Annotated in this window: 30 protein-coding genes and 1 tRNA gene; 17 read left to right on the plus strand and 14 right to left on the minus strand. The window is 34.7% G+C overall.

The window, feature by feature from the left end:
• Positions 1 to 8 precede the first annotated feature (8 nt).
• From CIGNP109_RS06020 to CIGNP109_RS06045, 6 genes are all read left to right on the plus strand, one after another.
• Entirely contained in the window at positions 9 to 230 is a 222-nt protein-coding gene (locus CIGNP109_RS06020) for a MoaD/ThiS family protein (protein ID WP_086228575.1), read from the plus strand.
• 1 nt (position 231) lies between these two features.
• Positions 232 to 666, plus strand: a complete 435-nt coding sequence (locus tag CIGNP109_RS06025) for a molybdopterin synthase catalytic subunit (RefSeq protein ID WP_086228576.1) — start codon at positions 232 to 234, stop codon at positions 664 to 666.
• A gap of 23 nt (positions 667 to 689) precedes the next feature.
• Positions 690 to 1,694 (plus strand): AI-2E family transporter, encoded by a 1,005-nt coding sequence (locus CIGNP109_RS06030; RefSeq protein WP_236845059.1) that lies wholly within the window; start codon positions 690 to 692, stop codon positions 1,692 to 1,694.
• 276 nt (positions 1,695 to 1,970) lie between these two features.
• Complete coding sequence (gene aspA, locus CIGNP109_RS06035) at positions 1,971 to 3,377, plus strand: aspartate ammonia-lyase (protein WP_086228577.1); 1,407 nt, start codon at positions 1,971 to 1,973, stop codon at positions 3,375 to 3,377.
• 64 nt (positions 3,378 to 3,441) lie between these two features.
• Positions 3,442 to 4,785: an anaerobic C4-dicarboxylate transporter gene (locus CIGNP109_RS06040; RefSeq protein WP_086228578.1), complete on the plus strand. Its 1,344-nt coding sequence runs from the start codon at positions 3,442 to 3,444 to the stop codon at positions 4,783 to 4,785.
• Between the two features lie 216 nt (positions 4,786 to 5,001).
• Complete coding sequence (locus tag CIGNP109_RS06045) at positions 5,002 to 5,289, plus strand: hypothetical protein (RefSeq protein ID WP_086228579.1); 288 nt, start codon at positions 5,002 to 5,004, stop codon at positions 5,287 to 5,289.
• A 22-nt stretch (positions 5,290 to 5,311) separates the two neighbouring features.
• On the opposite strand, the gene ung is transcribed toward CIGNP109_RS06045, so the two are convergent.
• The 4 genes from ung to CIGNP109_RS06065 form a co-directional block, all read right to left on the minus strand.
• A complete protein-coding gene (ung, locus tag CIGNP109_RS06050; protein ID WP_086228580.1) occupies positions 5,312 to 5,989 on the minus strand; it encodes a uracil-DNA glycosylase in 678 nt (225 codons plus the stop codon).
• Positions 5,990 to 6,019: 30 nt separating this feature from the next.
• Positions 6,020 to 6,373: a 50S ribosomal protein L20 gene (rplT, locus tag CIGNP109_RS06055; protein WP_086225204.1), complete on the minus strand. Its 354-nt coding sequence runs from the start codon at positions 6,371 to 6,373 to the stop codon at positions 6,020 to 6,022.
• A gap of 81 nt (positions 6,374 to 6,454) precedes the next feature.
• Positions 6,455 to 6,646: a 50S ribosomal protein L35 gene (gene rpmI, locus CIGNP109_RS06060; protein ID WP_086225205.1), complete on the minus strand. Its 192-nt coding sequence runs from the start codon at positions 6,644 to 6,646 to the stop codon at positions 6,455 to 6,457.
• A 65-nt stretch (positions 6,647 to 6,711) separates the two neighbouring features.
• Positions 6,712 to 7,677, minus strand: a complete 966-nt coding sequence (locus CIGNP109_RS06065) for a putative transporter (protein WP_086228581.1) — start codon at positions 7,675 to 7,677, stop codon at positions 6,712 to 6,714.
• 136 nt (positions 7,678 to 7,813) lie between these two features.
• Here CIGNP109_RS06065 and CIGNP109_RS06070 point away from each other — a divergent pair, with 136 nt between their 5' ends.
• The gene (locus CIGNP109_RS06070) at positions 7,814 to 9,208 is read left to right on the plus strand and encodes an anaerobic C4-dicarboxylate transporter (RefSeq protein ID WP_086228582.1); all 1,395 of its coding nucleotides are present in this window, start codon (positions 7,814 to 7,816) and stop codon (positions 9,206 to 9,208) included.
• Positions 9,209 to 9,225: 17 nt separating this feature from the next.
• On the opposite strand, the gene CIGNP109_RS06075 is transcribed toward CIGNP109_RS06070, so the two are convergent.
• From CIGNP109_RS06075 to ribA, 6 genes are read right to left on the minus strand one after another with little or no spacing between them, the layout of a single operon-like run.
• Positions 9,226 to 9,822, minus strand: a complete 597-nt coding sequence (locus tag CIGNP109_RS06075) for a hypothetical protein (RefSeq protein WP_086228583.1) — start codon at positions 9,820 to 9,822, stop codon at positions 9,226 to 9,228.
• The gene (gene htpX, locus CIGNP109_RS06080; protein WP_086228584.1) at positions 9,822 to 10,685 is read right to left on the minus strand and encodes a zinc metalloprotease HtpX; all 864 of its coding nucleotides are present in this window, start codon (positions 10,683 to 10,685) and stop codon (positions 9,822 to 9,824) included. The genes CIGNP109_RS06075 and htpX overlap by 1 nt, the downstream gene beginning before the upstream one ends.
• A 1-nt stretch (position 10,686) precedes the next feature.
• Positions 10,687 to 10,998 (minus strand): hypothetical protein, encoded by a 312-nt coding sequence (locus CIGNP109_RS06085; protein ID WP_086225210.1) that lies wholly within the window; start codon positions 10,996 to 10,998, stop codon positions 10,687 to 10,689.
• Positions 10,995 to 11,189: a hypothetical protein gene (locus tag CIGNP109_RS06090; protein WP_086228585.1), complete on the minus strand. Its 195-nt coding sequence runs from the start codon at positions 11,187 to 11,189 to the stop codon at positions 10,995 to 10,997. Before CIGNP109_RS06090 ends, CIGNP109_RS06085 begins: the two co-directional genes overlap by 4 nt.
• The gene (rsmG, locus tag CIGNP109_RS06095; protein ID WP_086228586.1) at positions 11,186 to 11,725 is read right to left on the minus strand and encodes a 16S rRNA (guanine(527)-N(7))-methyltransferase RsmG; all 540 of its coding nucleotides are present in this window, start codon (positions 11,723 to 11,725) and stop codon (positions 11,186 to 11,188) included. The genes CIGNP109_RS06090 and rsmG overlap by 4 nt, the downstream gene beginning before the upstream one ends.
• Positions 11,722 to 12,282, minus strand: coding sequence for a GTP cyclohydrolase II (gene ribA / locus CIGNP109_RS06100; RefSeq protein WP_086228587.1), 561 nt, complete (start codon positions 12,280 to 12,282; stop codon positions 11,722 to 11,724). The genes rsmG and ribA overlap by 4 nt, the downstream gene beginning before the upstream one ends.
• 115 nt (positions 12,283 to 12,397) lie before the next feature.
• Between ribA and hemB the strand changes: the two genes are divergently transcribed.
• The 7 genes from hemB to CIGNP109_RS06135 are packed head-to-tail and all read left to right on the plus strand — an operon-like array spanning position 12,398 to position 18,921.
• Positions 12,398 to 13,378 (plus strand): porphobilinogen synthase, encoded by a 981-nt coding sequence (gene hemB / locus CIGNP109_RS06105; protein ID WP_086228588.1) that lies wholly within the window; start codon positions 12,398 to 12,400, stop codon positions 13,376 to 13,378.
• Between the two features lie 2 nt (positions 13,379 to 13,380).
• Entirely contained in the window at positions 13,381 to 14,310 is a 930-nt protein-coding gene (gene argF / locus CIGNP109_RS06110) for an ornithine carbamoyltransferase (protein WP_086228589.1), read from the plus strand.
• Positions 14,303 to 14,728, plus strand: coding sequence for a DUF2603 domain-containing protein (locus CIGNP109_RS06115; protein ID WP_086228590.1), 426 nt, complete (start codon positions 14,303 to 14,305; stop codon positions 14,726 to 14,728). Before argF ends, CIGNP109_RS06115 begins: the two co-directional genes overlap by 8 nt.
• 2 nt (positions 14,729 to 14,730) lie before the next feature.
• Positions 14,731 to 16,086 carry an oxygen-independent coproporphyrinogen III oxidase gene (gene hemN / locus CIGNP109_RS06120; protein WP_086228591.1) on the plus strand — a complete coding sequence of 452 codons (1,356 nt, stop codon included), beginning with the start codon at positions 14,731 to 14,733 and terminating at the stop codon, positions 16,084 to 16,086.
• Between the two features lie 10 nt (positions 16,087 to 16,096).
• Positions 16,097 to 16,915, plus strand: coding sequence for a DUF5718 family protein (locus CIGNP109_RS06125; protein ID WP_086228592.1), 819 nt, complete (start codon positions 16,097 to 16,099; stop codon positions 16,913 to 16,915).
• Complete coding sequence (locus CIGNP109_RS06130; protein ID WP_086228593.1) at positions 16,912 to 17,652, plus strand: pyrroline-5-carboxylate reductase; 741 nt, start codon at positions 16,912 to 16,914, stop codon at positions 17,650 to 17,652. The genes CIGNP109_RS06125 and CIGNP109_RS06130 overlap by 4 nt, the downstream gene beginning before the upstream one ends.
• Entirely contained in the window at positions 17,653 to 18,921 is a 1,269-nt protein-coding gene (locus tag CIGNP109_RS06135) for a (Fe-S)-binding protein (protein ID WP_086228594.1), read from the plus strand.
• A 6-nt stretch (positions 18,922 to 18,927) separates the two neighbouring features.
• Here CIGNP109_RS06135 and CIGNP109_RS06140 read toward each other — a convergent pair whose 3' ends face one another.
• From CIGNP109_RS06140 to CIGNP109_RS06150, 3 genes are all read right to left on the minus strand, one after another.
• Positions 18,928 to 20,487 carry a class I SAM-dependent methyltransferase gene (locus CIGNP109_RS06140; RefSeq protein WP_086228595.1) on the minus strand — a complete coding sequence of 520 codons (1,560 nt, stop codon included), beginning with the start codon at positions 20,485 to 20,487 and terminating at the stop codon, positions 18,928 to 18,930.
• A complete protein-coding gene (locus CIGNP109_RS06145; protein ID WP_086228596.1) occupies positions 20,484 to 22,550 on the minus strand; it encodes a motility associated factor glycosyltransferase family protein in 2,067 nt (688 codons plus the stop codon). The genes CIGNP109_RS06140 and CIGNP109_RS06145 overlap by 4 nt, the downstream gene beginning before the upstream one ends.
• Positions 22,551 to 22,718: 168 nt before the next feature.
• Positions 22,719 to 22,793 (minus strand) — tRNA-Glu (locus CIGNP109_RS06150).
• Positions 22,794 to 22,903: 110 nt separating this feature from the next.
• On the opposite strand from CIGNP109_RS06150, the gene CIGNP109_RS06155 reads away from it, so the two are divergent.
• From CIGNP109_RS06155 to CIGNP109_RS06165, 3 genes are read left to right on the plus strand one after another with little or no spacing between them, the layout of a single operon-like run.
• Positions 22,904 to 23,383 (plus strand): hypothetical protein, encoded by a 480-nt coding sequence (locus CIGNP109_RS06155; RefSeq protein WP_086228597.1) that lies wholly within the window; start codon positions 22,904 to 22,906, stop codon positions 23,381 to 23,383.
• Positions 23,380 to 24,222 (plus strand): deoxyribonuclease IV, encoded by an 843-nt coding sequence (gene nfo, locus CIGNP109_RS06160; RefSeq protein WP_086228598.1) that lies wholly within the window; start codon positions 23,380 to 23,382, stop codon positions 24,220 to 24,222. Before CIGNP109_RS06155 ends, nfo begins: the two co-directional genes overlap by 4 nt.
• Before the next feature lie 14 nt (positions 24,223 to 24,236).
• The gene (locus CIGNP109_RS06165) at positions 24,237 to 24,521 is read left to right on the plus strand and encodes a hypothetical protein (RefSeq protein ID WP_086228599.1); all 285 of its coding nucleotides are present in this window, start codon (positions 24,237 to 24,239) and stop codon (positions 24,519 to 24,521) included.
• Positions 24,522 to 25,040: 519 nt separating this feature from the next.
• Here the strand turns inward: CIGNP109_RS06165 and purM are convergent.
• Positions 25,041 to 26,024 carry a phosphoribosylformylglycinamidine cyclo-ligase gene (purM, locus tag CIGNP109_RS06170; RefSeq protein ID WP_086228600.1) on the minus strand — a complete coding sequence of 328 codons (984 nt, stop codon included), beginning with the start codon at positions 26,022 to 26,024 and terminating at the stop codon, positions 25,041 to 25,043.
• Between the last annotated feature and the right edge of the window lie 22 nt (positions 26,025 to 26,046).

Genomic DNA, 26,046 nt, shown 5'->3' on the forward strand with positions numbered 1-26,046 from the left:
GGAAAAATATGGTAAAAGTGGAGTTTTTAGGACCAATTGGACTTGATGCAATGGAGCTTGAAGTTGCAAACTTAAAAGAGCTTAAGGAAATTTTAGCCCAAAATGAACAAGCATCAAAATGGCTAGAATTATGCGCTGTAGCAATCAATGATGAAATTGCAAGTGATATAAATACTAAGCTAAATGATGGTGATAGAATCTGTATTTTACCACCAGTTTGTGGGGGTTAAGATGGAAATTTATGATGGCAATCTAGACGCAAATGAAATAACTAGCCGATGGTATAGCGATAATAAGCTTAAAAATTATGGAGCTATTATGAGTTTTGTAGGCGTGGTAAGAGATGAGGGTGGTATAAGTGGGCTTAGTTTTGATCTATATGAACCGATTTTAAAAGCGTGGTTTAATAAGTGGCAAGAAAGAGCAAAATCGCAAAATGCTATAATCTTAATGGCGCATAGCAGGGGCGATGTAGCAGTGCATGAAAGCAGCTTTATAGCTGGAGTTTGTAGCCCACAAAGAAAAGTAGCACTTAAACTAATAAATGAATTTGTTGAAGATTTTAAGGCAAATGCACCAATTTGGAAGTATGATTTAATTAACAATGAGCGAATTTATGCTATTAAACGAAGTCAAAAACTTCAAAATGCTGGAATTTTAGCATAAAATCGATATTATAAGGAATAAATTTGAGATATAATCTAGTAGCAATTGCTAGTTTTGTAATTATTATTGGCGGGCTAAGCCTAGCTAGTTCGATTGTAGTGCCATTTTTACTCGCAGTTTTTATAGCAATTATTGCTTTTCCGGCTCTTGAATTGATGAGTAAAGTGCATATTAATCGCTTTTTTGCATTTATCATTTTAATTGGTATTTGCGGTAGTGGACTTTGGGTTTTAGGTAATGTTATTGCTACGGCTTTGTTAGGTTTTAGTGCTAATTTGCCGCTTTATAAAGCTAAAATTGATATATTTATGGATAATCTAGTAATATATTTAAAAACTAACGCAAATATCGATATAAGTAATAATATATTAAGCTTTATAAATATAGACAAGCTCTTAGCAACTACTTCAAATTTATTAGTTCAAACAGGCGGGATAGTTACGCAATCTTTTTTAGTATTTTTGCTTTTAGCATTTATTTTATTTGAAGCGCAGATTTTTAAAGACAAGGTCGAGTACTTTGCCTCCAAAAATCCTATAGCTTTAGATATTGCTAGTACATTTATATCAAATTTAAAACATTACCTAGCTATTAAAACCGTTTCATCAATTGCTACAGGAGTGATTGTGTGGGGATTTTTAATATTTTTTGATGTACCACACGCCTCTCTTTGGGCGATTTTGGCTTGTATTTTAAACTATATCCCCACAATAGGATCTATTATTGCAGCAGTTCCTGCTATTTTAGTTAGTTTAGCTGTGAATGATTTGAGTGCAACCTTGTGGCTTACTTTAATATATTTGGTTGTAAATATCGCTATTGGGAACTTTATCGAGCCTAGATTTCTTGGCAAAGGACTTGGTATTTCTACGCTAGTAGTGATTTTAAGCTTACTATTTTGGGGGTTTGTTTTTGGCATTGGCGGAATGTTTTTAGCTGTACCACTAACAATGAGTATAAAAATTGCTCTAGATGCAAATCCAAATACTAAATTTATCTCAATCTTGCTAAGCAATAAAGTAAAATAAGCTATAAATTTAAACAAGATCTTACTTAACAAGTCCCAAATTCTCATTTTTTGGGACTAAATTTCAATATAAATCAAATTAAAATAAAATTAAACATCAATTATAATATAATATTTTAAAAAAAAATAATACTCTTTTAAAAGCCCAAAAATCCATAATCGACAAATTTTAATTCCCGTAAATTCGACATTTGGAGGTCTTTTTTGAAATTTTCAAAATATATTAAGTAATAAGGTAATAGAATCTTAATTGAAATATTTATCAAAGGAGATAAAAATGGGTACAAGAAAAGAGCACGATTTTATCGGTGAATTAGAAATTAGCGATGATGTTTATTACGGCGTCCAAACATTTAGAGCCGTTGAAAACTTCAACATATCTCACGACAGATTAAAAAACTTTCCTAGATTTGTGCGCGCTATCACAAGAGTTAAAAAAGCAGCCGCAATGGCAAACCGCGAATTAGGCCTTTTGGATCAAGAAAAAGAAGGCGCTATCATCGCAGCTTGCGACAAAATTCTAGCTGGTGGATACTATGATCAATTTGTAGTAGATATGATCCAAGGTGGTGCTGGTACTTCAACAAATATGAACGCAAACGAAGTCATTGCAAATCTTGCGCTTGAGCATTTAGGTCATAAAAAAGGTGAATATCAATTCCTTCATCCAAATGACCATGTAAATTTGAGCCAAAGCACCAATGACGCTTATCCAACAGCACTTCACCTAGCACTTCACGACTATTTGACAGATTTAGCCACAGCTATGGAGTATCTCAAAAAAGCTTACGAGAGAAAAGCTGAAGAATTTAAAAATGTATTAAAAATGGGTAGAACTCAACTTCAAGATGCGGTGCCTATGACTTTAGGCCGTGAGTTTAAAACATTTGCCGTAATGATAGGCGAAGATATCGAGAGAATTCTAGAAGTTAGAAAACTTGTATTAGAAGTAAATTTAGGCGGTACCGCTATCGGTACAGGTATAAACTCTCACCCAGATTATCCAAAAGTAGTAGAGAAAAAATTAAGAGAAGTTACAGGCCATGAGTATAAAGTAGCTGAAGACTTGATAGAAGCTACACAAGATACAGGCGTATATGTCCAAATTTCTGGTGTTTTAAAAAGGGTAGCTACTAAATTATCAAAAGTTTGTAATGACTTAAGGCTTCTAAGCTCAGGGCCAAAATGTGGCTTAAATGAGATAAATTTACCAAAAATGCAACCAGGTAGCTCTATCATGCCAGGCAAGGTAAATCCTGTAATCCCTGAAGTGGTAAATCAAGTTTGCTACTCTGTAATCGGCTCTGATATTACTGTTACATTCGCTTGTGAAGGTGGTCAATTACAATTAAATGTCTTTGAACCAGTTGTAGCATATAGTCTATTTAACTCAATTATCATGCTTGAAAAAGCCATGAAAACTCTAGCTGACAAATGTATAGATGGAATCACAGCTAATGAGAAAATTTGTAGCGATTTTGTCTATAACTCTATTGGTATTGTTACAGCTTTCAACCCATATATCGGCTACGAAAAATCAGCTAGCATAGCCAAAGAAGCCCTACAAACAGGCAAAAGCGTAGCAGATATCTGCTTAGAGCGTGGCTATCTAACCAAAGAAGAGATTGATAAAATCTTAACACCTGCTAATATGCTTAACCCACATATGGGTGAAAATAAATAATCTAAATTTCGTTTTAAAATTTGCTAAGAGTTGATCTCTTAGCAAGCCAAATAAAGGAGAATCTATGGATTTTGTATTGATTTTACAAATCATTGTTCTACTAGGCGCTATCTTTGTAGGTATTCGCCTCGGTGGTATCGGTATCGGTTACGCCGGTGGTATCGGTGTTGTTATCCTAGGTTTATGTCTAGGCATGAAACCAGGAACTATTCCTTGGGATGTTATCTTAATTATTATGTCAGTTATTGCAGCGATTTCAGCTATGCAACTTGCTGGCGGGCTTGATTATTTAGTTCAAATAGCTGAGAGAATTTTACGCTCAAATCCTAAATATATCAACTTCCTAGCTCCAACTGTTACATACTTTTTGACAATTTTAGCAGGTACAGGCCATACAGCATTTTCTATGATTCCAGTTATTGTTGAAGTTGCTAAAGAGCAAAATATCAAACCATCAGCTCCACTGTCAATTGCAGTTGTATCTAGCCAAATAGCTATTACTGCTAGCCCAGTTAGTGCTGCTGTTGTTTATATGACAGGCGTATTAGAGCCACTTGGTTGGAGTTATCCAACTCTAATTGGATTATGGTTAGTAACTACATTTGCTGGTTGTATGCTTACAGCTTTAATTATTACACTATTTGCTAATCTTGATTTAAGCAAAGATCCAGTATATAAAGAACGTCTAGCTCAAGGTCTAGTAAAACCATCAACTGGCGTTCAAAATAAAGAGCTTAAACCAGGTGCTAAACTATCTGTTGCTATCTTTTTAATCGGCGTTTTACTAGTTGTTCTATATGCTACAGCTATCTCTAAAGTTGGTGGAAAACCAGTTCTTATTGAAAATGTCGTTGTCCCTAGAGATGCTGCTATTATGAGCTTTATGCTAGGTGTGGCTACATTCATTACAATCTTTTGTAAAATTGAAGTTGGCAAAGTAGCCGATACAAGTGTATTCAAATCAGGTATGGTAGCGTGCGTTTGTGTTCTTGGTGTTGCGTGGCTTGGTAATACATTTGTTGGTGGTTATACAGAAGAGATTAAAACTCTAGCTGGTGATTGGGTTAAGGCTGTTCCATCACTGCTTGCTGTTATATTCTTCTTTGCGGCTATGCTTCTATACTCTCAAGCAGCAACCGCTAAGGCGATCACTCCAGTAGTTATAGCAGCCCTTGGTATCAGCGCATCTAATCCAGGCGATGCATATATGCTAGTTGCGTCTTTTGCTGCTGTTTCGGCTCTATTTGTATTGCCTACATATCCTACACTTTTAGGTGCAGTTCAAATGGACGATACAGGCTCTACAAGACTTGGCAAATATGTGTTTAACCACGCTTTCTTAATCCCTGGCATTTTAGCCATTGCTTTTTCTGTAGCATTTGGCTTTATCGCTTCTGCTATAATCTAACACTTAATCTACTCCAAGCAGCTACTTGGAGTAGATTTTCCTTTAACTATTTTTACTAATTATAAAATAATTCAAATTTTATAACATATTAATCAACAAGAAGCTTCTTTCGAAGTAGATGGATCTTTATATTGGAAAAACTTATATAGAAAAACTGAGGATCTACTACAAACTTATAAAAATAAGGCAAAAATTAATAGTTACATCTGCTTTGCATTGTGCTGCGCCTTGCACTGCGATGGGTATTCTGTAGTATTAATAGCTAAAAACCAAGAGAATATTAATCGTTTTTCTGCTATTAAAGGCATTATTCCGATTTATACCTATGATGATTTGAAAAATAATCGCATCAATTTCAATCCAAAAAGCTTAAATATTGAAGATTTAAAACAATATATGTTGCAAAATTTAAAGCTAAGTATTTTAAAGGAAATGGGTGAAAAAATCGATGAAAATGAACTAACGCAAATTAGACATAATATCCAATACTACAAAGCATATTAATAGCTTTTTAACTAAAGGTTTTTTAGCTAAGCCAGTCAATTAAGGCTTTGCCATGGGATAACAAATAAGCATTGCACTGACTAAAATGCCGTGAGCCAAAAAACGCACCACGAGCAAGCGGACTAGGATGTGCGGCTTTTAAAATCATATGACGATTTGAATCGATAAGCGAAGCAAGATTTTTAGCATGATTACCCCAAAGCATAAATACGCAGTGGTCAAATTTAGCATTTATAACACGAATAACACCAGCAGTAAAGATTTGCCAGCCAATTTTAGAGTGCGAAGCAGGGCGATTTTGTTCTACTGTTAAAGCACTATTTAACAACAAAACTCCTTGCTTTGCCCAGCTAGTTAAATCACTGCTTCTACTAGTAAATATATCGCAATCTAAATCATCAAAAAGCTCTTTAAATATATTTTTTAAACTTGGCGGTGTTTTTATATTATTTGGAGTGCTAAAGGCTAATCCCATCGCTTCACCAGCATTATGATATGGATCTTGACCGATAATTATAACCTTTAAATCACTTGGTTTGCATAAATTAAATGCATTAAAAATAAGCTCTTTTGGTGGATAAATCGTAGCGGTTTGTGAGTTTAAAAATTTAATTATATTAGCGAAATTTTGGCTATTTAGCTCATCTTTTAAAAGCTCTTGCCACTCTGGGTCTAGATATGATATTAAATTTGAATACATAAAAGTAGCCTAGCAAAAGCTAGGCAAATATTATAAAGCTTTTTTAACCTCTGCTACAATGCTAGCAAATGCCGCTGCATCATTCATAGCTAGGTTTGCCAAAACTTTTCTATCTAATTCGATGTTTGCTTTTTTAAGACCATTTATAAATCTTGAGTAGCTAATATCGTTTAATCTACACGCTGCATTAATGCGGATGATCCATAATCTACGAAAATCACGCTTTTTAGCGCGTCTATCACGATACGCATATACTAAACTTCTTTCTAACTGCTCTTTAGCTTTTCTAAAATGTTTATGTCTAGCACTATAAAAACCACGAGCTAGTTTTAGAACTTTTTTGTGTCTGCGGCGTCTTACAACACCAGTTTTAACTCTTGCCATATTTATCCTTTACAAATTGGCGTCCAAATTTGGAACTTGCCCCATAAAAGGGAGGTTAGAATGACTTAAATTGTCAAAAACTCATATACAAAGCATTTTTTTCACAGCTGAAACATTTGTGCTATCTACATATTGAGATTGTCTTAGGTCTCTTTTGCGCTTAGGTGACATTTTGGTTAAGATATGGCTTCTAAATGCGGAGCCTCTTTTTATCTTATTTTTGCCAACTTTAAAGCGTTTAGCTGCACCACGAACAGATTTCATCTTTGGCATACGCTTTTCCTTTACTTTAAGATAAGTTCGGATTATATCAAATTTGAATTTAAAACTATATAAAACTAGCCAAATTTAATATTTTTCTCAAATTCATCAAGCCTTTTATGTATGCTTCTAAGCTCTGTAATCGTCGTCCAATTATCTATAAATACGCTAAAACTACTGCGAACTTGGTCAAATGCGTTGCTAACTTGGATTAAGACTCCAAGCGTTATAACTCCGCTAAATAGCCCATTTCCCATAATTATAAATGGCACAATAACCATAAATTGCGAAAACGAAATAAGCCAAACATTGAAATATCCATAGTGTAAAAATAGCCTATAATAGTTAAATCTAAGCCCAGTAAATAGCCCCAATACACTCTCAAAACTCGCATAATTTACCTTATCATCTTCAGCATAAACTAGCTCTTTTCTAAAAGCCGCTTCGCTCTTTTGGATATTGTATTCTAACTTTGGTAGCTTTATACCTACAAACCAGGATATTATAAGCCCACCTACACTCACAGCTAAGGCTATCCAAACTAATGAGCCGGGAATTTCTTTTAAATATGGCAAATCCACTCCACTGCTAAGTCCCCATAAAACTGGGATAAACGCTATTAATATCATTATAGCTTTTAATATCTGTAAGCCTAAGGTTTCAGTAATCTTAGCAAATCTATAAACATCTTCTTGTATCCTTTGACTAGAGCCTTCTATATCATGCTTACACGCTCTCCATCTGTTTAGATAGCCAAAAGTCATAGCCTCTCGCCACCTAAAAACCCAATGGCTAGCAAAAAATGTGGTGATAGTAGCGATAATCACATAAGGCATCGCAATTAATAAAAATCTATAAATTTGCTCCCAAAACTCATCTACACTATGATCTTTGACATTTTGCATAATATCGTAAAAATCTTTATACCAATCATTAATCGCTACATTTAATCTAGTTTGAAAAATCAAAGATACAATAATCACAAAAAGCCCACCATAAGCCCAAAAAGCCCATTTTTTACTCTTAAAAAAGCTTGAAAACATATATTTGCCTTAGATAAAATAGCTCGATTATACAAAATAATTTTTAATTTTAAATTTACGCATAAAAATTTAAGTCAGATATAATTTTTTAAAAGATAAAATTGCTTTTAAATTTATTACAAAGAAAGGAGAATAGATGGAGTTTTTAACACAATTAAGCGATGGCAAACAATTTGCTATTCAGCTTTTGGTTGTTTTGATTTGTCTATTTTATGGTGCTAGAAAGGGCGGTATAGCTCTTGGCTTGCTTGGCGGTGTTGGTATGTTCGTGCTTACATTTGGTTTTGATGTAGCTCCTGGCAAACCGGCTATTGATGTTATTTTTACTATTTTATGCGTGGTTGTAGCTAGTGCGACCTTACTTGCTAGTGGCGGTCTTGATGTAATGCTTCAAATTGCTGAAAGAATCCTAAGGAGAAATCCTAAATTCTTAACAATCCTAGCCCCATTTGTAACTGCGTTTTTAACAATTCTATGCGGGACTGGACATGTGGTTTATACAATGATGCCAATTATCTATGATATCGCTATCAAAAATGGAATTCGCCCAGAGCGACCTATGGCCGCAGCATCAGTTAGTTCGCAAATGGGTATCATCGCAAGTCCTGTGAGCGTGGCGGTGGTATCTTTGACTGCTATGCTATTAGCTCCTGGTGTTAAGCATTTAGAGGGCTTTGATGGATATTTGAATTTACTTGCGATCACTGTACCATCAACCTTGATAGGTGTTTTAGCCGTTGGGATTTATAGCTGGTTTAGAGGGAAAGATCTAGATAAAGATGAAGAGTTCCAAACTAAAATTCACAATGACCCTGAATTTAAAAAATATGTCTATGGCGACTCTAAAACACTTTTAGATGTCAAACTACCTACGATAGAGTGGGTTGCTATGTGGATATTCTTAGGTGCGATTGCTATTGTGGCTATCCTTGGTGCCTTCCCTGAGCTTCGCCCTGCATTTGATAATGGCAAAGGCGTGATGAAGCCGATGAGTATGGTATCTGTAATTCAAATATTTATGCTAATTACTGGCGCAATCCTTATAATAGTAACTAAAGTAAAAGCCGGCGAAATCGCTCAAAATGCAATCTTTAGATCTGGTATGATAGCTATTGTAGCGGTATTTGGTATATCTTGGATGGCTAATACAATGTTTAGCGTTCATACTCCAATGCTTAAAGAATCATTAGGTGGTATCGTTCAGCTATATCCATGGACCTATGCTATTATGCTACTTTTGATATCTAAATTTGTAAATTCACAAGCTGCGGCTTTGGCGGCATTTGTGCCATTAGCTTTGGGTATCGGGGTTGATCCTGCTATTATCGTGGCGTTTGCTCCGGCTTGTTATGGATACTATATCCTTCCTACATATCCAAGCGACCTTGCTACGATACAATTTGACCGCTCAGGCACAACTAAAATAGGCAAATATGTAATCAACCATAGTTTCATTATTCCAGGCTTGCTTGGGGTATTTGTATCTTGTATATTTGGTTATATCTTTACTACTTTTGCAGGATACCTATAATTCAAATTCAGCTAGGATCAACCTAGCTGATCTATGATCTTTATAATATTTTTTATACTCTCTTTAGCACTTTTATAGCTGATATTTAAAGGTGTTTTTAAATTCGCAATTATAGTATCAGAGTCTGTGTAAATATATAAACTCAAATAACCATCTTGGATATAATATGAGCTTTTAAATCCTAGCAAATTCTCTTTGATCTCTATATTTTTGCTGATTTTACCACTGATTAAAAGACCATAAAATATAATTTCATCGCTATTTTTCACACATATATCACGCACATCAAAACCATTTAAGCTAAATAGTCCAAACTCACTAACATCGCCATTAAAATGGCTATTAATACGAGATAAATTTGGCTGATTTAAGCCCAATTCTTTGATTAGCTCATCTCTTAGCCTCTCTTTTAAACCTAGCTCAAATTCAGCAAAAAATTTAAATTTAAACCAAAAATATATCCAAAGACCGGCTAAAAATCCACCGATTAAAGCCAAAAAAGGATCAAAAAACCAAAGCACCAAAGTAATTACAAAATCCACAAAAGCCGCTAAAATCAAGATCCAAATAAGCTTATATCTTATAGATTTTCGCTCTTTTTCTAAATTCTCCATCAGCTATTAAAATACCTTTTAGCTGGGTTTTGATAGCTTAACTCTCTTAGTCTCTCCACTCTTTGCTTGGTTGTGGGATGAGTGCGAAAGAGATTAGATATCCCACTTGCGATACCACCACTAAATGGGCTTATGATAAACATATGAGCGGTTTGTTCATTGGCGTTTTTTACTACGCCACGCTGATTGCTACTCTCTAATTTCAATAGAGCGTTTGCTAGGTCATTAGCGTTAGTTATCGAAGCTGAAAATCTATCTGCTTCAAACTCCCTTGAGCGTGATATACTCATCTGGATTATGGTAGCAGCTAGTGGCATTATGATAGCTAGAGCGATCATCAAAATGGGATTTTGGCGGTTTTGATTGTTTCCTAGCATAGCACCAAATTGAGCGAAATTCGCCAAAATAGCAATCGCCCCAGCAAAGATAGCTGCGATAGAACCTGTTAAGATATCATAGTGCCTTATGTGACCTAGCTCGTGAGCTATAACTGCTGCTATCTCATTATCATTTAGTGTATCAAGCAATCCAGTAGTTAGAGCCACAGCAGCATTGGCTGGATTTCTACCAGTAGCAAATGCATTAGGGACAGAGTCGCTAATTATATATAGCTTTGGTAGTTCTAATCCAGCTTTAAAACAGAGCCTTTTAGTCATATGATATAATGGATGTGAGCTATTAAGCTCTTGGGCGTTATATCGCTTTAAAATAAGCTTATCACTATAAAAATAGCTGAAAAAATTCATAGCCAGCGCAATACAAAACGCTACTAACATACCACCAACTCCGCCTATCATACCACCGATAAAGACAAAAAGTAACATAAGAGCTACCATAAAAAATACAGTCTTAAAAATCTCCATCTTACCCCCTTATTGCTCCAAGATAGATAACTGCATCAATCTGTTTTTTAGCTGCTTTTTCTAGCTCATTATCGCTATTAATTATTAAGGCGATTTTGCTATCAAATAGATAATTATTGGCTAATTTTTGTAGTTTTTTAGCTAGTTTTATAGTATCGCATACGATAAATTTAACTCCATTAGCATTAGCAATTAACGCCTCTTTAATATTAGAAACTACAATAAAATTACACTTTGAGTTTAAATTTTTTGGCTCAAATTTAGATAAAAACACTGGCTCATAAGCTATTAAATCACTACCAATTATAATCATTTTAGACACTCCTTGCATATATATTTACCATTTCTTAGTGTGCTATCTTTTAGCTCTACAAATGTATCACATTTACTACATTCAACAAAGCTTTCACCGCTATCACTAGGCTTTTTACTCCTAAATTTAGGAATTATAAAATAGTAAATTACCCCTATAATCAAAACAAATATTATGATTTTAGCTATCATTTTAACCCCTTTAATACTACATAATTTCGCTCATTTTCTTGATAAATTTTCTTATAACATTTAAGCTCTTCTATCTCAAATTTAGCATTTGAGCCCTTATATAGCAAAAATGTAGTCTCTTCATCATAAAAGCCTTGACAAATTTTAATCAAATCTGCCGTATTCATCAACGCTCTAGAGGTTATCAAATCTGCTTTTATCTTATCACAATTTTCAATTTTACCACTATGGACGGTGATATTTTGTAAATTTAAACTCAAAGCCGCATAGGATAAAAAGCTTGATTTTTTCGCTATTGGCTCATATAGATGAAACTCACATTCATCTAAAATCATAGCCAAAAATATCGCCGGAAATCCAGCCCCACTGCCTACATCCACACAAACCCTAGGCTCAAAGCCTAGAAATTTAATCGGCTCTATGCTATCAAGGGCTACTGGCTTGATATCTTTATAATTGGTTAGATTATGAATTTTATTGAATTTTTTTAAGACCTCATCAAACTTAGCCACACTCTCCCAAAATTCATCACTCATAGCATATGCCCCATCTGCTCTTTTTTAATATTTAAATAATCTTTATTGTATTTATTTGCCTCTATTTGTATCGGAATTCGGCTTACTATTTGAGCTTTTATACTTGAGAGTTTAAGCGGATTATTGGTTAATAAATTCACACTTTTTATCCCAAAATCATCTAAGATAAAATCAACCATCTCATATGTCCTCTCATCAGCCTTAAATCCTAGCTGATGATTTGCCTCTATAGTATCAAGGCCAGTGTCTTGTAAGGCGTAGGCATTGACTTTGTTTAATAATCCGATATTTCTACCTTCTTGACGAAGATATATCACCATTCCACCATTATCTGCGATATATTTAAGTGCAGCTTCTAGTTGTTCTCCGCAGTCGCACTTTTTACTTCCTAACGCATCACCTGTAAGGCACTCTGAGTGAATTCTAAGATTTAATGGATCGCTTAAATTTGAACTAAAAATTACTAAATGCTCTTTATCATTTTCCTTATATGCTTTAATTTTAAAATTTCCAAATTTAGTTGGCAAATTTGCAACTTTAGATATCCCTATATGCACTTTTTTCCTTCTGTTTTTGTTTTATTGTATCATTTGCAATTAAATCTAAACAAAATCAATTATCTTTAATTAACTTAAATTCTGCTATAATCACCAAATTTTCAGGAGAATAATAATGTTTAAAAGATATAGAAGATTAAGATTAAATGAGCCTTTGCGTGATATGCTAACAGAAAATAGACTATCTATTAGTGATTTTATATATCCACTTTTTGTAGTTGAGGGCAAGGGAATTAAAAATGAGATAAGCTCGATGCCTGGCGTATTTCAGATGAGTTTAGATGAGATTTTAAAAGAGTGCGATGAAATTGTAAATTTAGGGATAAAATCTATAATTTTATTTGGAATTCCAAATTTAAAAGATAGCATAGGTAGCGATGCTTTAGATGAAAATGGGATAATTGCTAGATCCGTTAGGGCTATTAAAGAGAAATTTAAAGATCTTATAGTTATTACTGATTTATGCTTTTGTGAATACACAGATCACGGACATTGCGGAATTTTGGATCATAAATGCGGCAGCGTGGATAATGACGCTACCCTTGAAATATCGGCCAAACAAGCTCTCATCCACGCCAAAGCTGGTGCTGATATGATAGCGCCTAGTGGGATGATGGATGGGATAATTTATACTTTGCGTAAGGCATTGGATGAAAATGGATATATGAATTTACCTATTATGTCCTACTCTACCAAATTCGCTTCAGCATATTATGGGCCGTTTCGTGATGTAGCGCAAAGCACTCCAAGCTTTGGCGATAGAAAAAGCTATCAAATGAATCCCGCTAATAGACTTGAAGCGATTAATGAGAGCTTAGAAGATGAGGCTCAAGGCGCTGATATTTTGATGGTTAAACCGGCTTTAGCATATTTAGATATCATAAGAGATATAAAAGAGCGAACAAATTTACCACTTTGTGTATATAATGTGAGTGGAGAATACGCACTTTTAAAAGCTGGCGCCAAAGCTGGTGTTATAGATTATGATCGTGTGATGATGGAGACTATGATAGCATTTAAAAGAGCTGGAGCAGATCTAATCATCAGCTATCACGCCAAAGAAGTTGCTAAGATATTAAATTCAAACAAGGGATAGATATGAGACACTTTTTGACTCTAAATGATATAAGCAAGGATGAGATTTTAGATATCTTAAACATTGCCAAAGATATCAAAAAAGAGGCCTTAAATAAAGAGTATAAACCATATTTAAAAGATCAATTTTTAGCTATGATTTTTGAAAAAAGCTCGACAAGGACTAGAGTGAGCTTCGAAGTTGGGATACAACAACTCGGCGGAAAAGCGCTGTTTTTAAGTAGTCGTGATATACAACTTGGCCGTGGCGAGCCTATCAAAGATACCGCTAGAGTGCTTGGGGGAATGGTGGATATGATTATGGCTAGGGTTTATAAACAAAGTGATTTGGTTGAGCTTGCTAAATTTAGCGGTGTGCCTGTGATAAATGGGCTTAGCGATGATTTTCACCCTGTTCAATTAATGGCTGATTTGCTAACCTTAGATGAGCTTGGCTTAAATATCCAAAATATGAAAGTCACATATGTAGGTGATGGCAATAACATGACAAATTCATGGCTTATGGCTGCTTCTAAGCTTGGTTTTGAGCTTAGAATCGCTACACCAAAAGGCTATAAAGTCCCACAATGGGTAAAAAACATAGCCTTAGAAAATGCCAAATCAAGTGGCGCAATAATCCAAATAAGCAATGACCCAAAAGAGGCTATAAGTGGCGTAGATGTCGTTACTACTGATACTTGGGTCTCTATGGGTCAAGAGGATGAAAAAGCGAAAAAAATCGCCGATTTCGCTGGATTTTGTGTAGATAAAAGTATGATGAGTCTAGCAAAAGATGGGGCTGTGTTTTTACACTGCTTGCCTGCTTATAGAGGATATGAAGTCAGCGAAGAAGTATTTGAGACTCACGCTGATGAGATATTTAGAGAAGCCCACAATAGACTTCACGCACAAAAAGGCGTAATGGTCTGGTGCGATAGGATGAGATATGAATAATCATTTGGAAAATATTAGTCAAACTCTAGGCATTAGCAAAAAGCGTCGCACAACATTTGAGCTAGAAGATATGGATAATAATCAAATGAAGCTTAGCTACAAAGGCAAAGCGAATTTAAATACTCCATGGTTTGGTATGTATGGAGATAAGCCTTGCGCCCTAGTGCCTGCTGAGCTATTTGAAGCGGTGATAAACGCACTAAAAAACGCACAAAAAGAGAATTTTGAGCTAAAGCTTGAGAGATCTATTTTACAAAATTTGCCAATTGATTTTGGCGATGTCTGGACTGTGGCAATAGAAGAGATCAAAAAAGCAAACTACAAAAAAGAGCCAAATTTAGACAGATTGATAGCTAAAATCAAAAAAGAGCATCCAAATTTATTTTTGGATATGCGCTCGCTTGTTAATAAGGAGTGATTGTGGTAGATTTTGAAGCATTTGTGAAGTATTCTAAGCCAGGACCTAGATATACTAGCTATCCTACGGCTTTGGAATTTAGCGATGAGTTTAGCTATGATGAGTATATCAAGAGATTAAAAGAGTGTGATAAGCCACTTTCACTATACTTTCATTTACCATTTTGTCGCTCGGCGTGCTATTTTTGTGGTTGTAATGTGATATATACTAGCAAAAGCGATAAGATGAGTCGCTACTTGGATTATTTGGAGCGTGAGCTTGAAATTTTAGCTAGTATAGTAGATACCAATAGAGCAGTGATACAGATGCACTTTGGTGGTGGGACACCTACATTTTATAGCGCTAGTGAGCTCGATAGGATTATAAAAGCTATTAAAAAACATTTTAAAAATTTCACAAATGATGCTGAAATAAGCTGTGAAATAGACCCAAGATTTATCAATGAAGATCAGCTAGAAGTCCTTAGAAAGCATGGGTTTAATAGAGTTAGCTTTGGGGTACAAGATTTTGATGAAAAGGTTCAAAAAGAGATCCATAGAATTCAGCCATTTAGCATAACTCAAAATGCTGTAAATTTGGCTAGAAAATATGGAATGTTAAGTGTAAATACCGATCTTATATATGGTTTGCCTTATCAGAGCTTAGAGAGTTTTAAACGCACTTTAGAGCTAGGAGTTAGTCTAAATCCTGATAGATTTGCTATCTTTAATTACGCTCATGTCCCATGGATCAAAAAAAGTATGAGAAAATTCGACGAAGCCACGCTACCAAGCCCAAAAACTAAGCTTGAAATTTTAAAATACACTATGGAATTTCTCACATCCAATGGATACAAAATGATAGGTATGGATCACTACGCTAAGCCTAGTGATGAGCTATTTGGTGCTTTAAAAAATGGCACACTTCATAGGAATTTTCAAGGATACACTACAAAAGGCGGAGCGCAACTCATTGGTATAGGGCTAACTAGTATCGGCGAAGGTGGTGACTATTACGCTCAAAACTACAAAGATATGAGCGGCTATGAAGCTGCTATTGATACTGGTAAATTGCCAAATTTCAAAGGCATAATGCTAAATGAAGAAGATAAGCTTAGAAAATTTGTGATTATGGAGTTGATGGCGAATTTCGCTCTTGATATTGGGTCTGTGGAGAGTAAATTTAAGATTGATTTCTTTAACCATTTTAAAGATGAATTAGATGAGCTAGGCGAGTTAAAGCAATTTATGAACATCGATAGCCAAAAAATTGAGATAAACCAAACCGGAATGCTATTAATCCGTAATATCGCTATGTGCTTTGATGAGTATATGGCTAAATTTAAAGGCGTTAATAATAGCTTTTCAAAGACAGTTTAAAGGAGATTTTGTGAGTGAGATTTTAGGATTTGGGATAGCTGGAAATTTCGCCTTACACTTAGAGCAAGCTGGCGAGGCTGATGATTTCGCCTTGGTTAAAACCGATGATGAATACGCCCCAAAAGGGATATTTCCATTTTATATCAAAGGTAGCGATAGTTTTTTGGGTAGGAATTGTATAGATAATGGCTATTTATATCTACCTAATGATAAAAATTTAAATATCCAAATGGAGCCTGAGATCGCCCTAAGATGCGAATTAGAGTATGAAAATAATAAGGTTAAAAGCATTAAGCCACTTAAATTTGCTGCTTTTAATGACGCTTCAGTTAGAAATGACAAAACCGCTACAAAAATATCACAAAAGAAAAACTTCAGCAACGGCTCAAAAGGAATCGGAAATGAGATTGATATAGACAAATTTAGCCTTGGTGGGATCTGTGATAATTATAGCTTAGTATCATTTTTACAAAGCCAAAATGAGCTAATTAGATATGGCGAGTGCGCTAAATTAAGCGGATACTCATATTTTTATGAAAAGTTATTAGAGTGGATCAAAGATAGATTAAACACACAAGAAAATTATGCTGTGTTAGAGAATTTATCAGATATCTTAAAAAATGCAAACTACCCAAATAAGATGATAATCACAATCGGCGCTACAAGATATGAAGAGGCGGGCAAAAATAGATATCTAAAACCTGGCGATATCTGCTATGTGGTCGCCTTTGATCATACTAAATTTGATCTATCAAGCATAACAAACGCTATCAAAAATGGCTCTAAATTACCAAGTAGCGTATCTATTTTAAGACAGGAAGTAAGATGAAAATTACTATAATTGGCGCTGGAAATATGGGATTAGCTATGGCTAATGGGCTGAAATTATCTGGTTTTGAAGTGAGCTTTGCGGGGCGATTGAGCGATAGATTAGAGGCTTTAAAAGGTGAATTTGAAGTAGAGATAATAGATCAAAACTACGATATAAGTGATAAAAACATTATATTAGCTATCAAGCCAAATGCCCTTGAGTGGTTTGTAAATCTCGCAAAAGGTAGAGCAAATTTGATAATTAGCGTGCTAGCTCGCACAAGCTTAGAGCAAATTCAAGCTATAAACGCCATAAATCACGCTATTTGCTTGCCAAATATCGCCGCAAAATACCAAAAAAGTATAAATCCATATATAGCAATTGGCGATACCAATCTAGTAGAAAAGATCCTAAATGGCTTTGGAAAAGCGGTTAAATTTGATTCTAAATCCACTTTTGATGCTGCTAGCATAATCAGCGGATGCGCTCCAGCATATCTAGCATTAGTAGCTGAAGCTATCAATACTGCCGCTGTAAGATCAGGGCTTAGATTGGACGAGGCTCAAGCTATGACAAGTGGGCTATTTGATAGCTTTGCTGGATTGATTAAAGATACTCATCCAGCACTAATAAAAGATAGCATTTGCTCTCCTGCTGGAACGACTATCGAGGGTGTATGCGAGCTAGAAAAAGCCGGTGTTAGAACCGCCTTTATAGAGGCTATCAAAGCAAGTTTGATGAAACAAAGAGGATAAATGAGTAACTATAATTTTAGTGAGATTAGCGATGCGTGTGTGAAGTGTGGAAAATGTAAGCCAAATTGTACAATATACAAAATCAGCCACGATGAGGTCAAGAGCCCAAGAGGATTTTTGGATCTTTTGGGGGCTTATAATAGAGGTGAAATCGAGCTTGATAAGAATTTAAAAGATATTTTTGAGAGCTGTTTTTTATGTACAAATTGCGTCCAAGACTGCCCGGTATCCTTGCCAACTGATACTATGATAGAAAATGCTAGAGCCGATATAGCGGCTAAATTTGGTATTTCGTGGTATAAAAGGCTATTTTTTTATCTACTTAGAAATAGAAAAATTATGGATATCGCTGCGAAATTTGGATATGTGTTTCAAAGCTGTGGATTTAAAGTTCAAGATGGCAATATGAGCCCAAGATTTAGTCTGCCAATGTTAAAAAAAGAGCGTCTTTTACCAGCAGCATCTAAAAAGAGCTTTTTAAACTCTCACACTGAATTTATAGATAATGGCGGAGATAAAACTATCGGGATATTTATCGGCTGTATGGGAAACTATGCTTATACCGCTATTGGCGAGGGGTTACTTAAGATATTAAAAGAACTTAAAATCAACGCTCATTTGATGAAATCTCAAGGCTGCTGCTCGGCTCCAGCGTATTTCACTGGGGATTTTAATACCGTAGATTATCTAGCTAAAAAGAATATTGAGTATTTTGAATCCTTATTAAATAGCGGTAAAATCGAAGCTATTATAATACCAGAAGCGACTTGTTCGGCGATGATAAAGGTAGATTATGAGCACTATTTTCACAATGATTTGCAGTGGAAGCAAAGAGCTATAAATATCAGCAAAAAAATATATTTAGCTACTGAATATTTGGCTAAATTTACAGATCTAGCTCAAATTTTAAAAGAGCGAAATAGAGATAAAAAACTATCTAAAATCACATATCATGACCCTTGCCACGCTAGAAAGATGCAAGGAGTTTGGAAAGAGCCAAGAGAGCTTTTAAAACACGCTTATATCTTAAATGATATGAGCGATAATCATAGTTGTTGTGGATTTGGTGGGGTAACAATGCAAAGTGAAAAATACCACCTAAGTCGCCAAGCCGGTCAAAGCAGAGCCGCACAGATAGACGCCATGAATGCCAAATGCGTAGGAAGTGAGTGTAGCGCTTGTAAAATGCAGCTAAACAACGCCTTACATATCTATGGTAGCGATACTAAATGCTCTAATCCAATTGAGCTGATCGCTAATGCTTTGTAGAAGAGTTTAATACTCTTCTAGCATTAGGGTATTGATAAGTGAGAGCTTGATAGTTTCAACTGCGTTTTTGAAATATTCGTTTTGCTCTTTTGGGCTTTTTAGTGGAATATTTTCACCATCTTTTTGGATTGCTGGGGTTAATTTATCTTTTTCGAATTTGGCTTTTATATGGTTTTGGATATCTTTTATACTATGATTTCCATCAAACATCAATATAAGCTCTAGCGTGTGTTTATCAGCATTTAATTTATCATTAGATGGAGTTGCTACGCCAATTTGCGGGATATCATTTTCTAAAAAATATCGCAAATAATCTACATAAACTCTCTTAAGCCTAGTCTTGCCTGGGATATATAATAGCTTTTTATCAGGCTCGCAAGTAATGGTAAGAGCGTTATTTGTCAAAGTTCTAATATCATAATACCTAAATACAATATCATCCTTTGGATAAATAGCCTTAATCTCATCATAGCTCAAAGTCGCCGGAAAAGCATCATTTAAAGCCTTAGCCAAAGGCTCTATATATGTATCCTTGGCTGAATTTAAAAGTTCAGATGAGGGCTTGATGAGTTTAAAATATAAATTTGGAGCGAATTTAGCCTTATCTTCATCTTTTGTAGCTAACTTGTTTTGATTTTGTGATTTGGTTAAAATAGAGCTTCTAAATCTAATAGAGTATAAAAAATCATAAGCTTGATTAGCCGAAATATAATCATCAAATGATAGCTTAAAATACTCACTTATCGCACCATCAGGCAAAAATGATGGATCGAAATGATATGTGGCATCGGCTACATAGCAAAGCCCATTATCACCAGCATCAGCTACAAAATCTAAAAAATAAAATGGCTGATTATAAATCTCCATATATTCATGTGCCACATAACTTTTTGGGTAGTTTTGAATATGTTTAATATACTCAGAATTTAAATTTTTAATATGTGTAGCACTTGATTCATTTGGGCTATATTTGGCATAAAAAGCCTTTTGAAATTTAATAGCATTTAATCCAGACTCCAAATCAGCGACATTGCCACTACTTTTAACCGCACTAAAACGCATAAAATCACGCAAAGGCTCTACATATTTCCACCCAGGATAGCAGTTATAGCTGATAAATGCCACGCCATTTTGGCTTAATAGCTTTTGACAACTTTGCAAAATCGCACTTCTTACAAAATCAGGCACCCAGCTATAAATACCATGGCAAATAATATAATCAAACTCTATTTTACCACCAAATTCACTTATGAGATTGCAAATATCCATCTCAATCAATTTTATATTTTTACACCCGATTCCTTCGATTGCTCTCTTGCCTATAGCTATCTGCTCACTACTTAAATCAATTCCTATGAAAGTTGAATTTGGATGATTGATAGCTTGGCCTATGATATTTCCACCCATCGCACAACCAATTTCAAGAACCTTGGAATTATGCGGATTAACAGCATCTAGGCCATGAAATTTAGCCACCGCACAAAGACAATCTATACAAGTTTGAGCGTATGAATATGAGTCATATGTATGCTCATCATATGTTGATTTAATATCGCTATTTATCATTGTTCTAACAACTTATGACTATCCATAAATCCACTAGCGGCGTCAGCTAATTTACCCAAAGTCGCATCTATACTACCAGCTAAGCTAAATATCCAATAACTCTGACACGAAACCCACTCAAATAACTTATCATTTTTCTCTTCATCGCTATCGGCTCTACGAGCTGAGATAACGGCAAGTTCGAGCTCTTGGCTATTTAGCATCGCTCCGCAAATACCATAAAATGACGACATAAAGACTTTATCTTTAAAGACATATTCTTTTAGGCTATCAATCTCAAATGAGAGTTTTTGTAGCTTATCATAGTTGATTTTATCTGCTTTATCTTGCTCTTTTAATTTTTTGGATTTTTCAATCTCTTTAGCGATTTTGAGATATAGCTTTTCACATTTTTTTTGAATTTTATGACCAGTTTTGAAAATTTTAGTTATATTTTTGATTGCTTTTTTTAGATGCTCTTCTTGCTTTTCTTTGCTAATTGGCGAAATTGGCTTGAAGCTCTTTGTTTTGCCCTTAGCGATAATTTTATCAGCCATCTCTTTAAATGGAATTTCAGTTGTTCCTTCTATTCTTGCTCCGCCTTCGGTGCAGTTATAAAGCTTATAATCTGGATTACTTCTTTGCATCATTGCGATATTATGCTCAAAATACTGTCTAAATAAATTCCATACAAGTGTAGTTTGAATTTCGCCTTTACCGCCATATTTGGTTGTCATTATAGGAACTTCTTCTAATGGAATTTCGGTCTCTTTAAATATATGTCCTTTAGAGTGGCTAGTGCCATCTTCACCATAAGCTAAGTCTTGGCCTATTAACATTACATCTTTACAACCTAAAGCTTGGGCTACATTCCACGCCATATGCGCAGCACTCTGTCCCCCGCCGATATAGCCAAATTTAAAATCTTTAAAGCTCATCTCATAATTTAGCGGCCTTAAAGCATAACAAACATCTTTATCATGCAAATTCTCAACTGACTCATGATGCGTAAGAGAAGCCACAACAAATATAATCCCATCATCAAATTTAGTTCTAGCAGGTTTGAAAAAGTCCGGAGTAGGCGGAATTCTCTCTATAGATGTTACATAATCAGGCTTAATCCCATGCTCTTTTAAGATAGGATAACTTGCATCAACAGCTACTATGACAGTATATGGAGCTAGTTTTTTTAGTATTGGAAGCTGCTTGTGAAGCGATGGACCAGTAGATACTATTACAGCTGAGTTAATCTTATTTTTTCTTTTATTTATAATATCTCTTAGAGGAATTGCGCCAAATACATCTGGAAGATGTTGTGTTGTTTGAATCATTCCTAACAAGCAATCCTTAGAGTCATTTCCACGCTCATAAAGCGTCTGGATAATTGCTTTTTGCATAGTTTTATTTAATTCCATAATATTTTCTTGATATTTTTCATTATTATAATAATCATCGATAATATGTAGATTATATAATCTAAAACTATGAAATACATCAGGCATCCTGCAAATGATATAAAACTGTAAAAATGTAACCTTATGCGAATCTAAAATAAATAACCTATCAGTAAAAATATCCCTAGAAAAGTCAATCAAACTAAGCGCAGCATATAAAATCTCAATCTCAGGTTCAAAAACAAATATCTTTTTATGCGTTGGGTTTGCTAAGATGGATTTCAAAAATACTCCATTGCCAATTCCATAGATAAAAAGCGCCCTATGTCTGGCGTGCTCTTCTTCGAATTCTATAATCTTTTTCTCAACATCTTTAGCTGGGCTTTCATATAAATACTCTTTGGTTTCAAGATTTATGATATTTAGATCTAGCGGGTCTTTGCCCATATAAACGCCAAATTTTTTATTCTCTTCAAGACCAAATAGCGTAAGCGAAGTATCGATAGCATAAGGCATCATAGCAGTTATGTTTTTATCAAGTGTGGTTATCTCTTCATCATTTTTAATTTTTTGAGCTATCTTCGAATCAAGCTCTTTAAACTTTCTCTCATCTTCAGTTAGATCTCGCTCATCTTTTTTTGAGATGTCATTTTTTAACTCATTAACATCTTTTTTTTCACCATTTTGCATATGTGTCCTTTTGAATTTAACTTTAATATCGTCATTTTTAGGCTTTATTTTACAAAAATTTCGCTGAATTTAAAGAATAAATAGAAGATAAATTTAAATTTAACAAAAATTATACTTTTGAGAAAATATTATAAAAGAATGATAAAATGTGGGATTTTTAGAATAAAGTGGTGACCCCTACGAGACTCGAACTCGTGTTACCGCCGTGAAAGGGCGATGTCCTAACCGCTAGACGAAGGGGCCACTGCGGTTGTGCGAGAGGAATTATACAAGAGTAATGCTTAAATATCGCTTAAAAATCATAGCGATTTACAAAAAAACTGTATAATTTGTCAAATTTAAAAAGGCATAGTTTGAATATCTATAAATTTTGGTCTAAATTTACTACTTTAACACTATTATCTGCGTTAATTTTTGGCTGTGGCACTGTTCAGCCAAAGCGTTCTAGTGGGGTTTTATTTAGTTTTATTACGCCACAAATTCGCATTAGCGATACAGGGTTTATTCACAGCTATACAAATGGTACACAAGTTCAAATCTACAATAGCGGCACACTAACTCTAAACCTAAAATTAGCTCAAAATATCTGCATAAACTCAGCTTGTATGTCTCGCAAAAGTTTTAACATCAAATATCTAAATTCGCCCCATTATAATGAGATTTTAGATGATATTATAACCCAAAGAGCAATATATGACTCAGCAAATTTGATTCAAACTGATTGTGGATTTACACAAGATTTTAGTAGTTTTAGATATGAGGTTTGCAATAAAACAGCTAAATTTATAGATAGTAAAAATAATATAAAAATTATAATAAGAGAGTTGCAATGAAAAGAATAGGAGCGCATGTAAGTGCAAGTGGTGGAGTAGCAAATGCTCCAAAAAATGCTGCAAATATCGGTGCGGACGCTTTTGCTCTATTTGTTAAAAATCAAAGACAATGGAGCGCTAAACCCCTAAGCCAAAAAGATATTGATGAGTTTAAATCAAATTTAAATAAAGCCAACATAAAGCCAGAGCATATCCTAGCTCACAATAGTTATTTAGTGAATTTAGGCCATCCAGATGCTGATGCAAGGGCTAAGAGTTTTAACTCATTTTTAGATGAGATTAGAAGGTGCGAAGCTCTAGGGATTGAGCTTATAAATTTTCATCCCGGCTCACATCTAAAGCAGATAAGCGAAGATGAGTGTTTAGAGCTAATCGCACAGCAGATGAACAATCTATTAAAAAACTCATCAAATATCAAGCTAGTTATCGAAAATACCGCCGGTCAAGGCAGTAATCTAGGGTATAAATTTGAGCATTTAGCGGCTTTGATTAATATGAGCCAAGATAGCTCTCGTGTGGGCGTGTGTATCGATACATGTCATTTATTTGCTAGCGGATATGATATCAAAGATGAGCAAAGTTACACTAAAACTATGGCTGAATTTGATAAAATAGTAGGATTTAAATACTTAAGCGGAATGCATATCAACGATAGCAAAGGCGCCCTTGGTTCTCGCAAAGATCGTCACGATAGCCTTGGAGTTGGACTAATTGGAGAACAAGCATTTAGATGTATTATGAAAGACGATAGAATTGATGAGATTCCATTAATTTTAGAGACTATTGATGAGACTATCTGGGCTGATGAAATTAAAATGCTTAGAGATTTTACAAAATAATTTAGGAAGTTCTAATGAGACTGGGGGGGGGGGATCAAGCCCAAAATAAAATACTAAATATTGGCTATTTTGCTGATGGTATTTGGTCGCATAACGCATTTAAAATAATCGCAAATGATCCAAATATGCAAATTTGTTTTATATGCGTTAGGCGTGGCTCAGATGATAAAATTTTAGCTAAATTTGCTGCTGATTATGGTATAGAGCTTTTTAGAGATTGCGATATTAATTCGCCCGAATTTTTAGCTATGATTACTAAATTTAATTGCGATATATTTGTTTCAATGTCATTTGATTAAATTTTTAAGCCTCAAATTATAGATCTTGCCCACTTAGTGCGATTAACAAATATTTATCATTGCAAGTTTTTAATAAATGCAAAAAGAAGCGATTTATTAAACCAAACTCAACAACACAAAATGTGTGTTTGGTATGCTAAAGGAGTATTTAATATGAAATTTCAAATTAACAATGATAAAATGAAAATATTTAGCACAAACCAAAATAATGCAGACGACAAAAGAATAGATAAATATACTTGACCTAAGTTTTATTTTTGCATTCTTTAATCATTGTGAATGTAAATTCATTATTTAGATCAAAAATATAATTTTCTACAATTTACTTAATTTTACATAGTGGCAAAATTCTTTCATCTGGTTCCATTTTATCTAAAGCATTATAAATTTTACTTTTACAATGCTCATCTGTTAAAAACATTTTAAAAAAGACAAAATTTGGAATTTAAAAATGCTTTTTACCAAAAATTGCCTTAATATTAATACTTTGTGATAGCGCATAATAAATAATCACAAAGCCTACAACATCTCTACGCCACTACCTTTGATAATCTGGCCAATTATATACCCATCACTATTAGCTAATACATAATCAACTTTATCATTTGGCACTACTAATACCATTCCTACACCACAATTAAACGTTCTATCCATCTCGCTTTGCTCTACGCTTTTGGCGATTAATTCAAAGATTTTTGGCGTTTTGATAGCACTTCTTTGGATCTTTGCGCCAAGTCCATTTGGCAAGACTCTAGGGAGATTTTCGACTATACCGCCACCAGTTATATGAGCCATTGCATTTATACTATCTTTAAGGCGTAAAAACTCATCTACATAAATTCTAGTAGGCTCTAAAAGTGTCTCTAAAAGTGTCTTACCCTCAAATTCACTACCCAAATTTAACTTCTCTTTTTTAATTACAGCCCTTGCTAATGAAAAGCCATTTGAGTGAAGGCCTGAGCTTGGCAACGCTACTAAGATATCGCCTTCATTTACAAATTTACTCCTATCGATCTCATCTTCTTCAGCCACACCCACAGCAAACCCAGCTAAATCAAAATCCCCCGAGCTATACATACTTGGCATTTCAGCCGTTTCGCCACCTATTAGAGCGCATTTGGCTATTACGCATCCTTTGGCGATACCGCTTACTACTTCTTTGGCCGAGTTTATATCTAATTTACCAGTTGCATAGTAATCCAAAAAAAACATCGGAGTAGCAAAATTACATATTAAATCATTGACGCACATTGCAACTAGATCAATCCCCACACTATCTAATTTACCGCTATCTATTGCTAGGCGAAGTTTTGTTCCTACACCATCGGTTGCAGCTAGAAGAGTTGGTTTATTATATCCGCTTGGAAGTCTAAATGCTCCAGAAAATGATCCTATTCCACCTATTACATTTGGAGTTAGAGTCGATTTAACAAATGGTTTAATCCCCTCAACAAAGCTATTTCCAGCATCTATATCTACGCCTGCGTCTTTATAACTTATCATTTTTCACCTCTTTTAAATTTCG

This window comes from Campylobacter sp. P0109, assembly GCF_002138755.1.
GTDB lineage: Bacteria > Campylobacterota > Campylobacteria > Campylobacterales > Campylobacteraceae > Campylobacter > Campylobacter devanensis.

Bases quoted from the DNA above. Each gene is read 5' to 3' on its own strand.
- nfo (WP_086228598.1), top strand. From the start codon at position 23,380: ATGAAAAGAATAGGAGCGCATGTAAGTGCAAGTGGTGGAGTAGCAAAT.
- CIGNP109_RS06070 (WP_086228582.1), top strand. From the start codon at position 7,814: ATGGAGTTTTTAACACAATTAAGCGATGGCAAACAATTTGCTATTCAG.
- ung (WP_086228580.1), bottom strand. From the start codon at position 5,989: ATGTATTCAAATTTAATATCATATCTAGACCCAGAGTGGCAAGAGCTT.
- rsmG (WP_086228586.1), bottom strand. From the start codon at position 11,725: ATGAGTGATGAATTTTGGGAGAGTGTGGCTAAGTTTGATGAGGTCTTA.
- hemB (WP_086228588.1), top strand. From the start codon at position 12,398: ATGTTTAAAAGATATAGAAGATTAAGATTAAATGAGCCTTTGCGTGAT.
- CIGNP109_RS06130 (WP_086228593.1), top strand. From the start codon at position 16,912: ATGAAAATTACTATAATTGGCGCTGGAAATATGGGATTAGCTATGGCT.
- CIGNP109_RS06090 (WP_086228585.1), bottom strand. From the start codon at position 11,189: ATGATAGCTAAAATCATAATATTTGTTTTGATTATAGGGGTAATTTAC.
- argF (WP_086228589.1), top strand. From the start codon at position 13,381: ATGAGACACTTTTTGACTCTAAATGATATAAGCAAGGATGAGATTTTA.
- rpmI (WP_086225205.1), bottom strand. From the start codon at position 6,646: ATGCCAAAGATGAAATCTGTTCGTGGTGCAGCTAAACGCTTTAAAGTT.
- CIGNP109_RS06140 (WP_086228595.1), bottom strand. From the start codon at position 20,487: ATGATAAATAGCGATATTAAATCAACATATGATGAGCATACATATGAC.
- CIGNP109_RS06165 (WP_086228599.1), top strand. From the start codon at position 24,237: ATGAGACTGGGGGGGGGGGATCAAGCCCAAAATAAAATACTAAATATT.
- purM (WP_086228600.1), bottom strand. From the start codon at position 26,024: ATGATAAGTTATAAAGACGCAGGCGTAGATATAGATGCTGGAAATAGC.
- CIGNP109_RS06145 (WP_086228596.1), bottom strand. From the start codon at position 22,550: ATGCAAAATGGTGAAAAAAAAGATGTTAATGAGTTAAAAAATGACATC.
- CIGNP109_RS06025 (WP_086228576.1), top strand. From the start codon at position 232: ATGGAAATTTATGATGGCAATCTAGACGCAAATGAAATAACTAGCCGA.
- CIGNP109_RS06085 (WP_086225210.1), bottom strand. From the start codon at position 10,998: ATGATTATAATTGGTAGTGATTTAATAGCTTATGAGCCAGTGTTTTTA.
- CIGNP109_RS06040 (WP_086228578.1), top strand. From the start codon at position 3,442: ATGGATTTTGTATTGATTTTACAAATCATTGTTCTACTAGGCGCTATC.
- CIGNP109_RS06135 (WP_086228594.1), top strand. From the start codon at position 17,653: ATGAGTAACTATAATTTTAGTGAGATTAGCGATGCGTGTGTGAAGTGT.
- CIGNP109_RS06065 (WP_086228581.1), bottom strand. From the start codon at position 7,677: ATGTTTTCAAGCTTTTTTAAGAGTAAAAAATGGGCTTTTTGGGCTTAT.
- CIGNP109_RS06020 (WP_086228575.1), top strand. From the start codon at position 9: ATGGTAAAAGTGGAGTTTTTAGGACCAATTGGACTTGATGCAATGGAG.
- CIGNP109_RS06115 (WP_086228590.1), top strand. From the start codon at position 14,303: ATGAATAATCATTTGGAAAATATTAGTCAAACTCTAGGCATTAGCAAA.
- htpX (WP_086228584.1), bottom strand. From the start codon at position 10,685: ATGGAGATTTTTAAGACTGTATTTTTTATGGTAGCTCTTATGTTACTT.
- rplT (WP_086225204.1), bottom strand. From the start codon at position 6,373: ATGGCAAGAGTTAAAACTGGTGTTGTAAGACGCCGCAGACACAAAAAA.
- aspA (WP_086228577.1), top strand. From the start codon at position 1,971: ATGGGTACAAGAAAAGAGCACGATTTTATCGGTGAATTAGAAATTAGC.
- CIGNP109_RS06075 (WP_086228583.1), bottom strand. From the start codon at position 9,822: ATGGAGAATTTAGAAAAAGAGCGAAAATCTATAAGATATAAGCTTATT.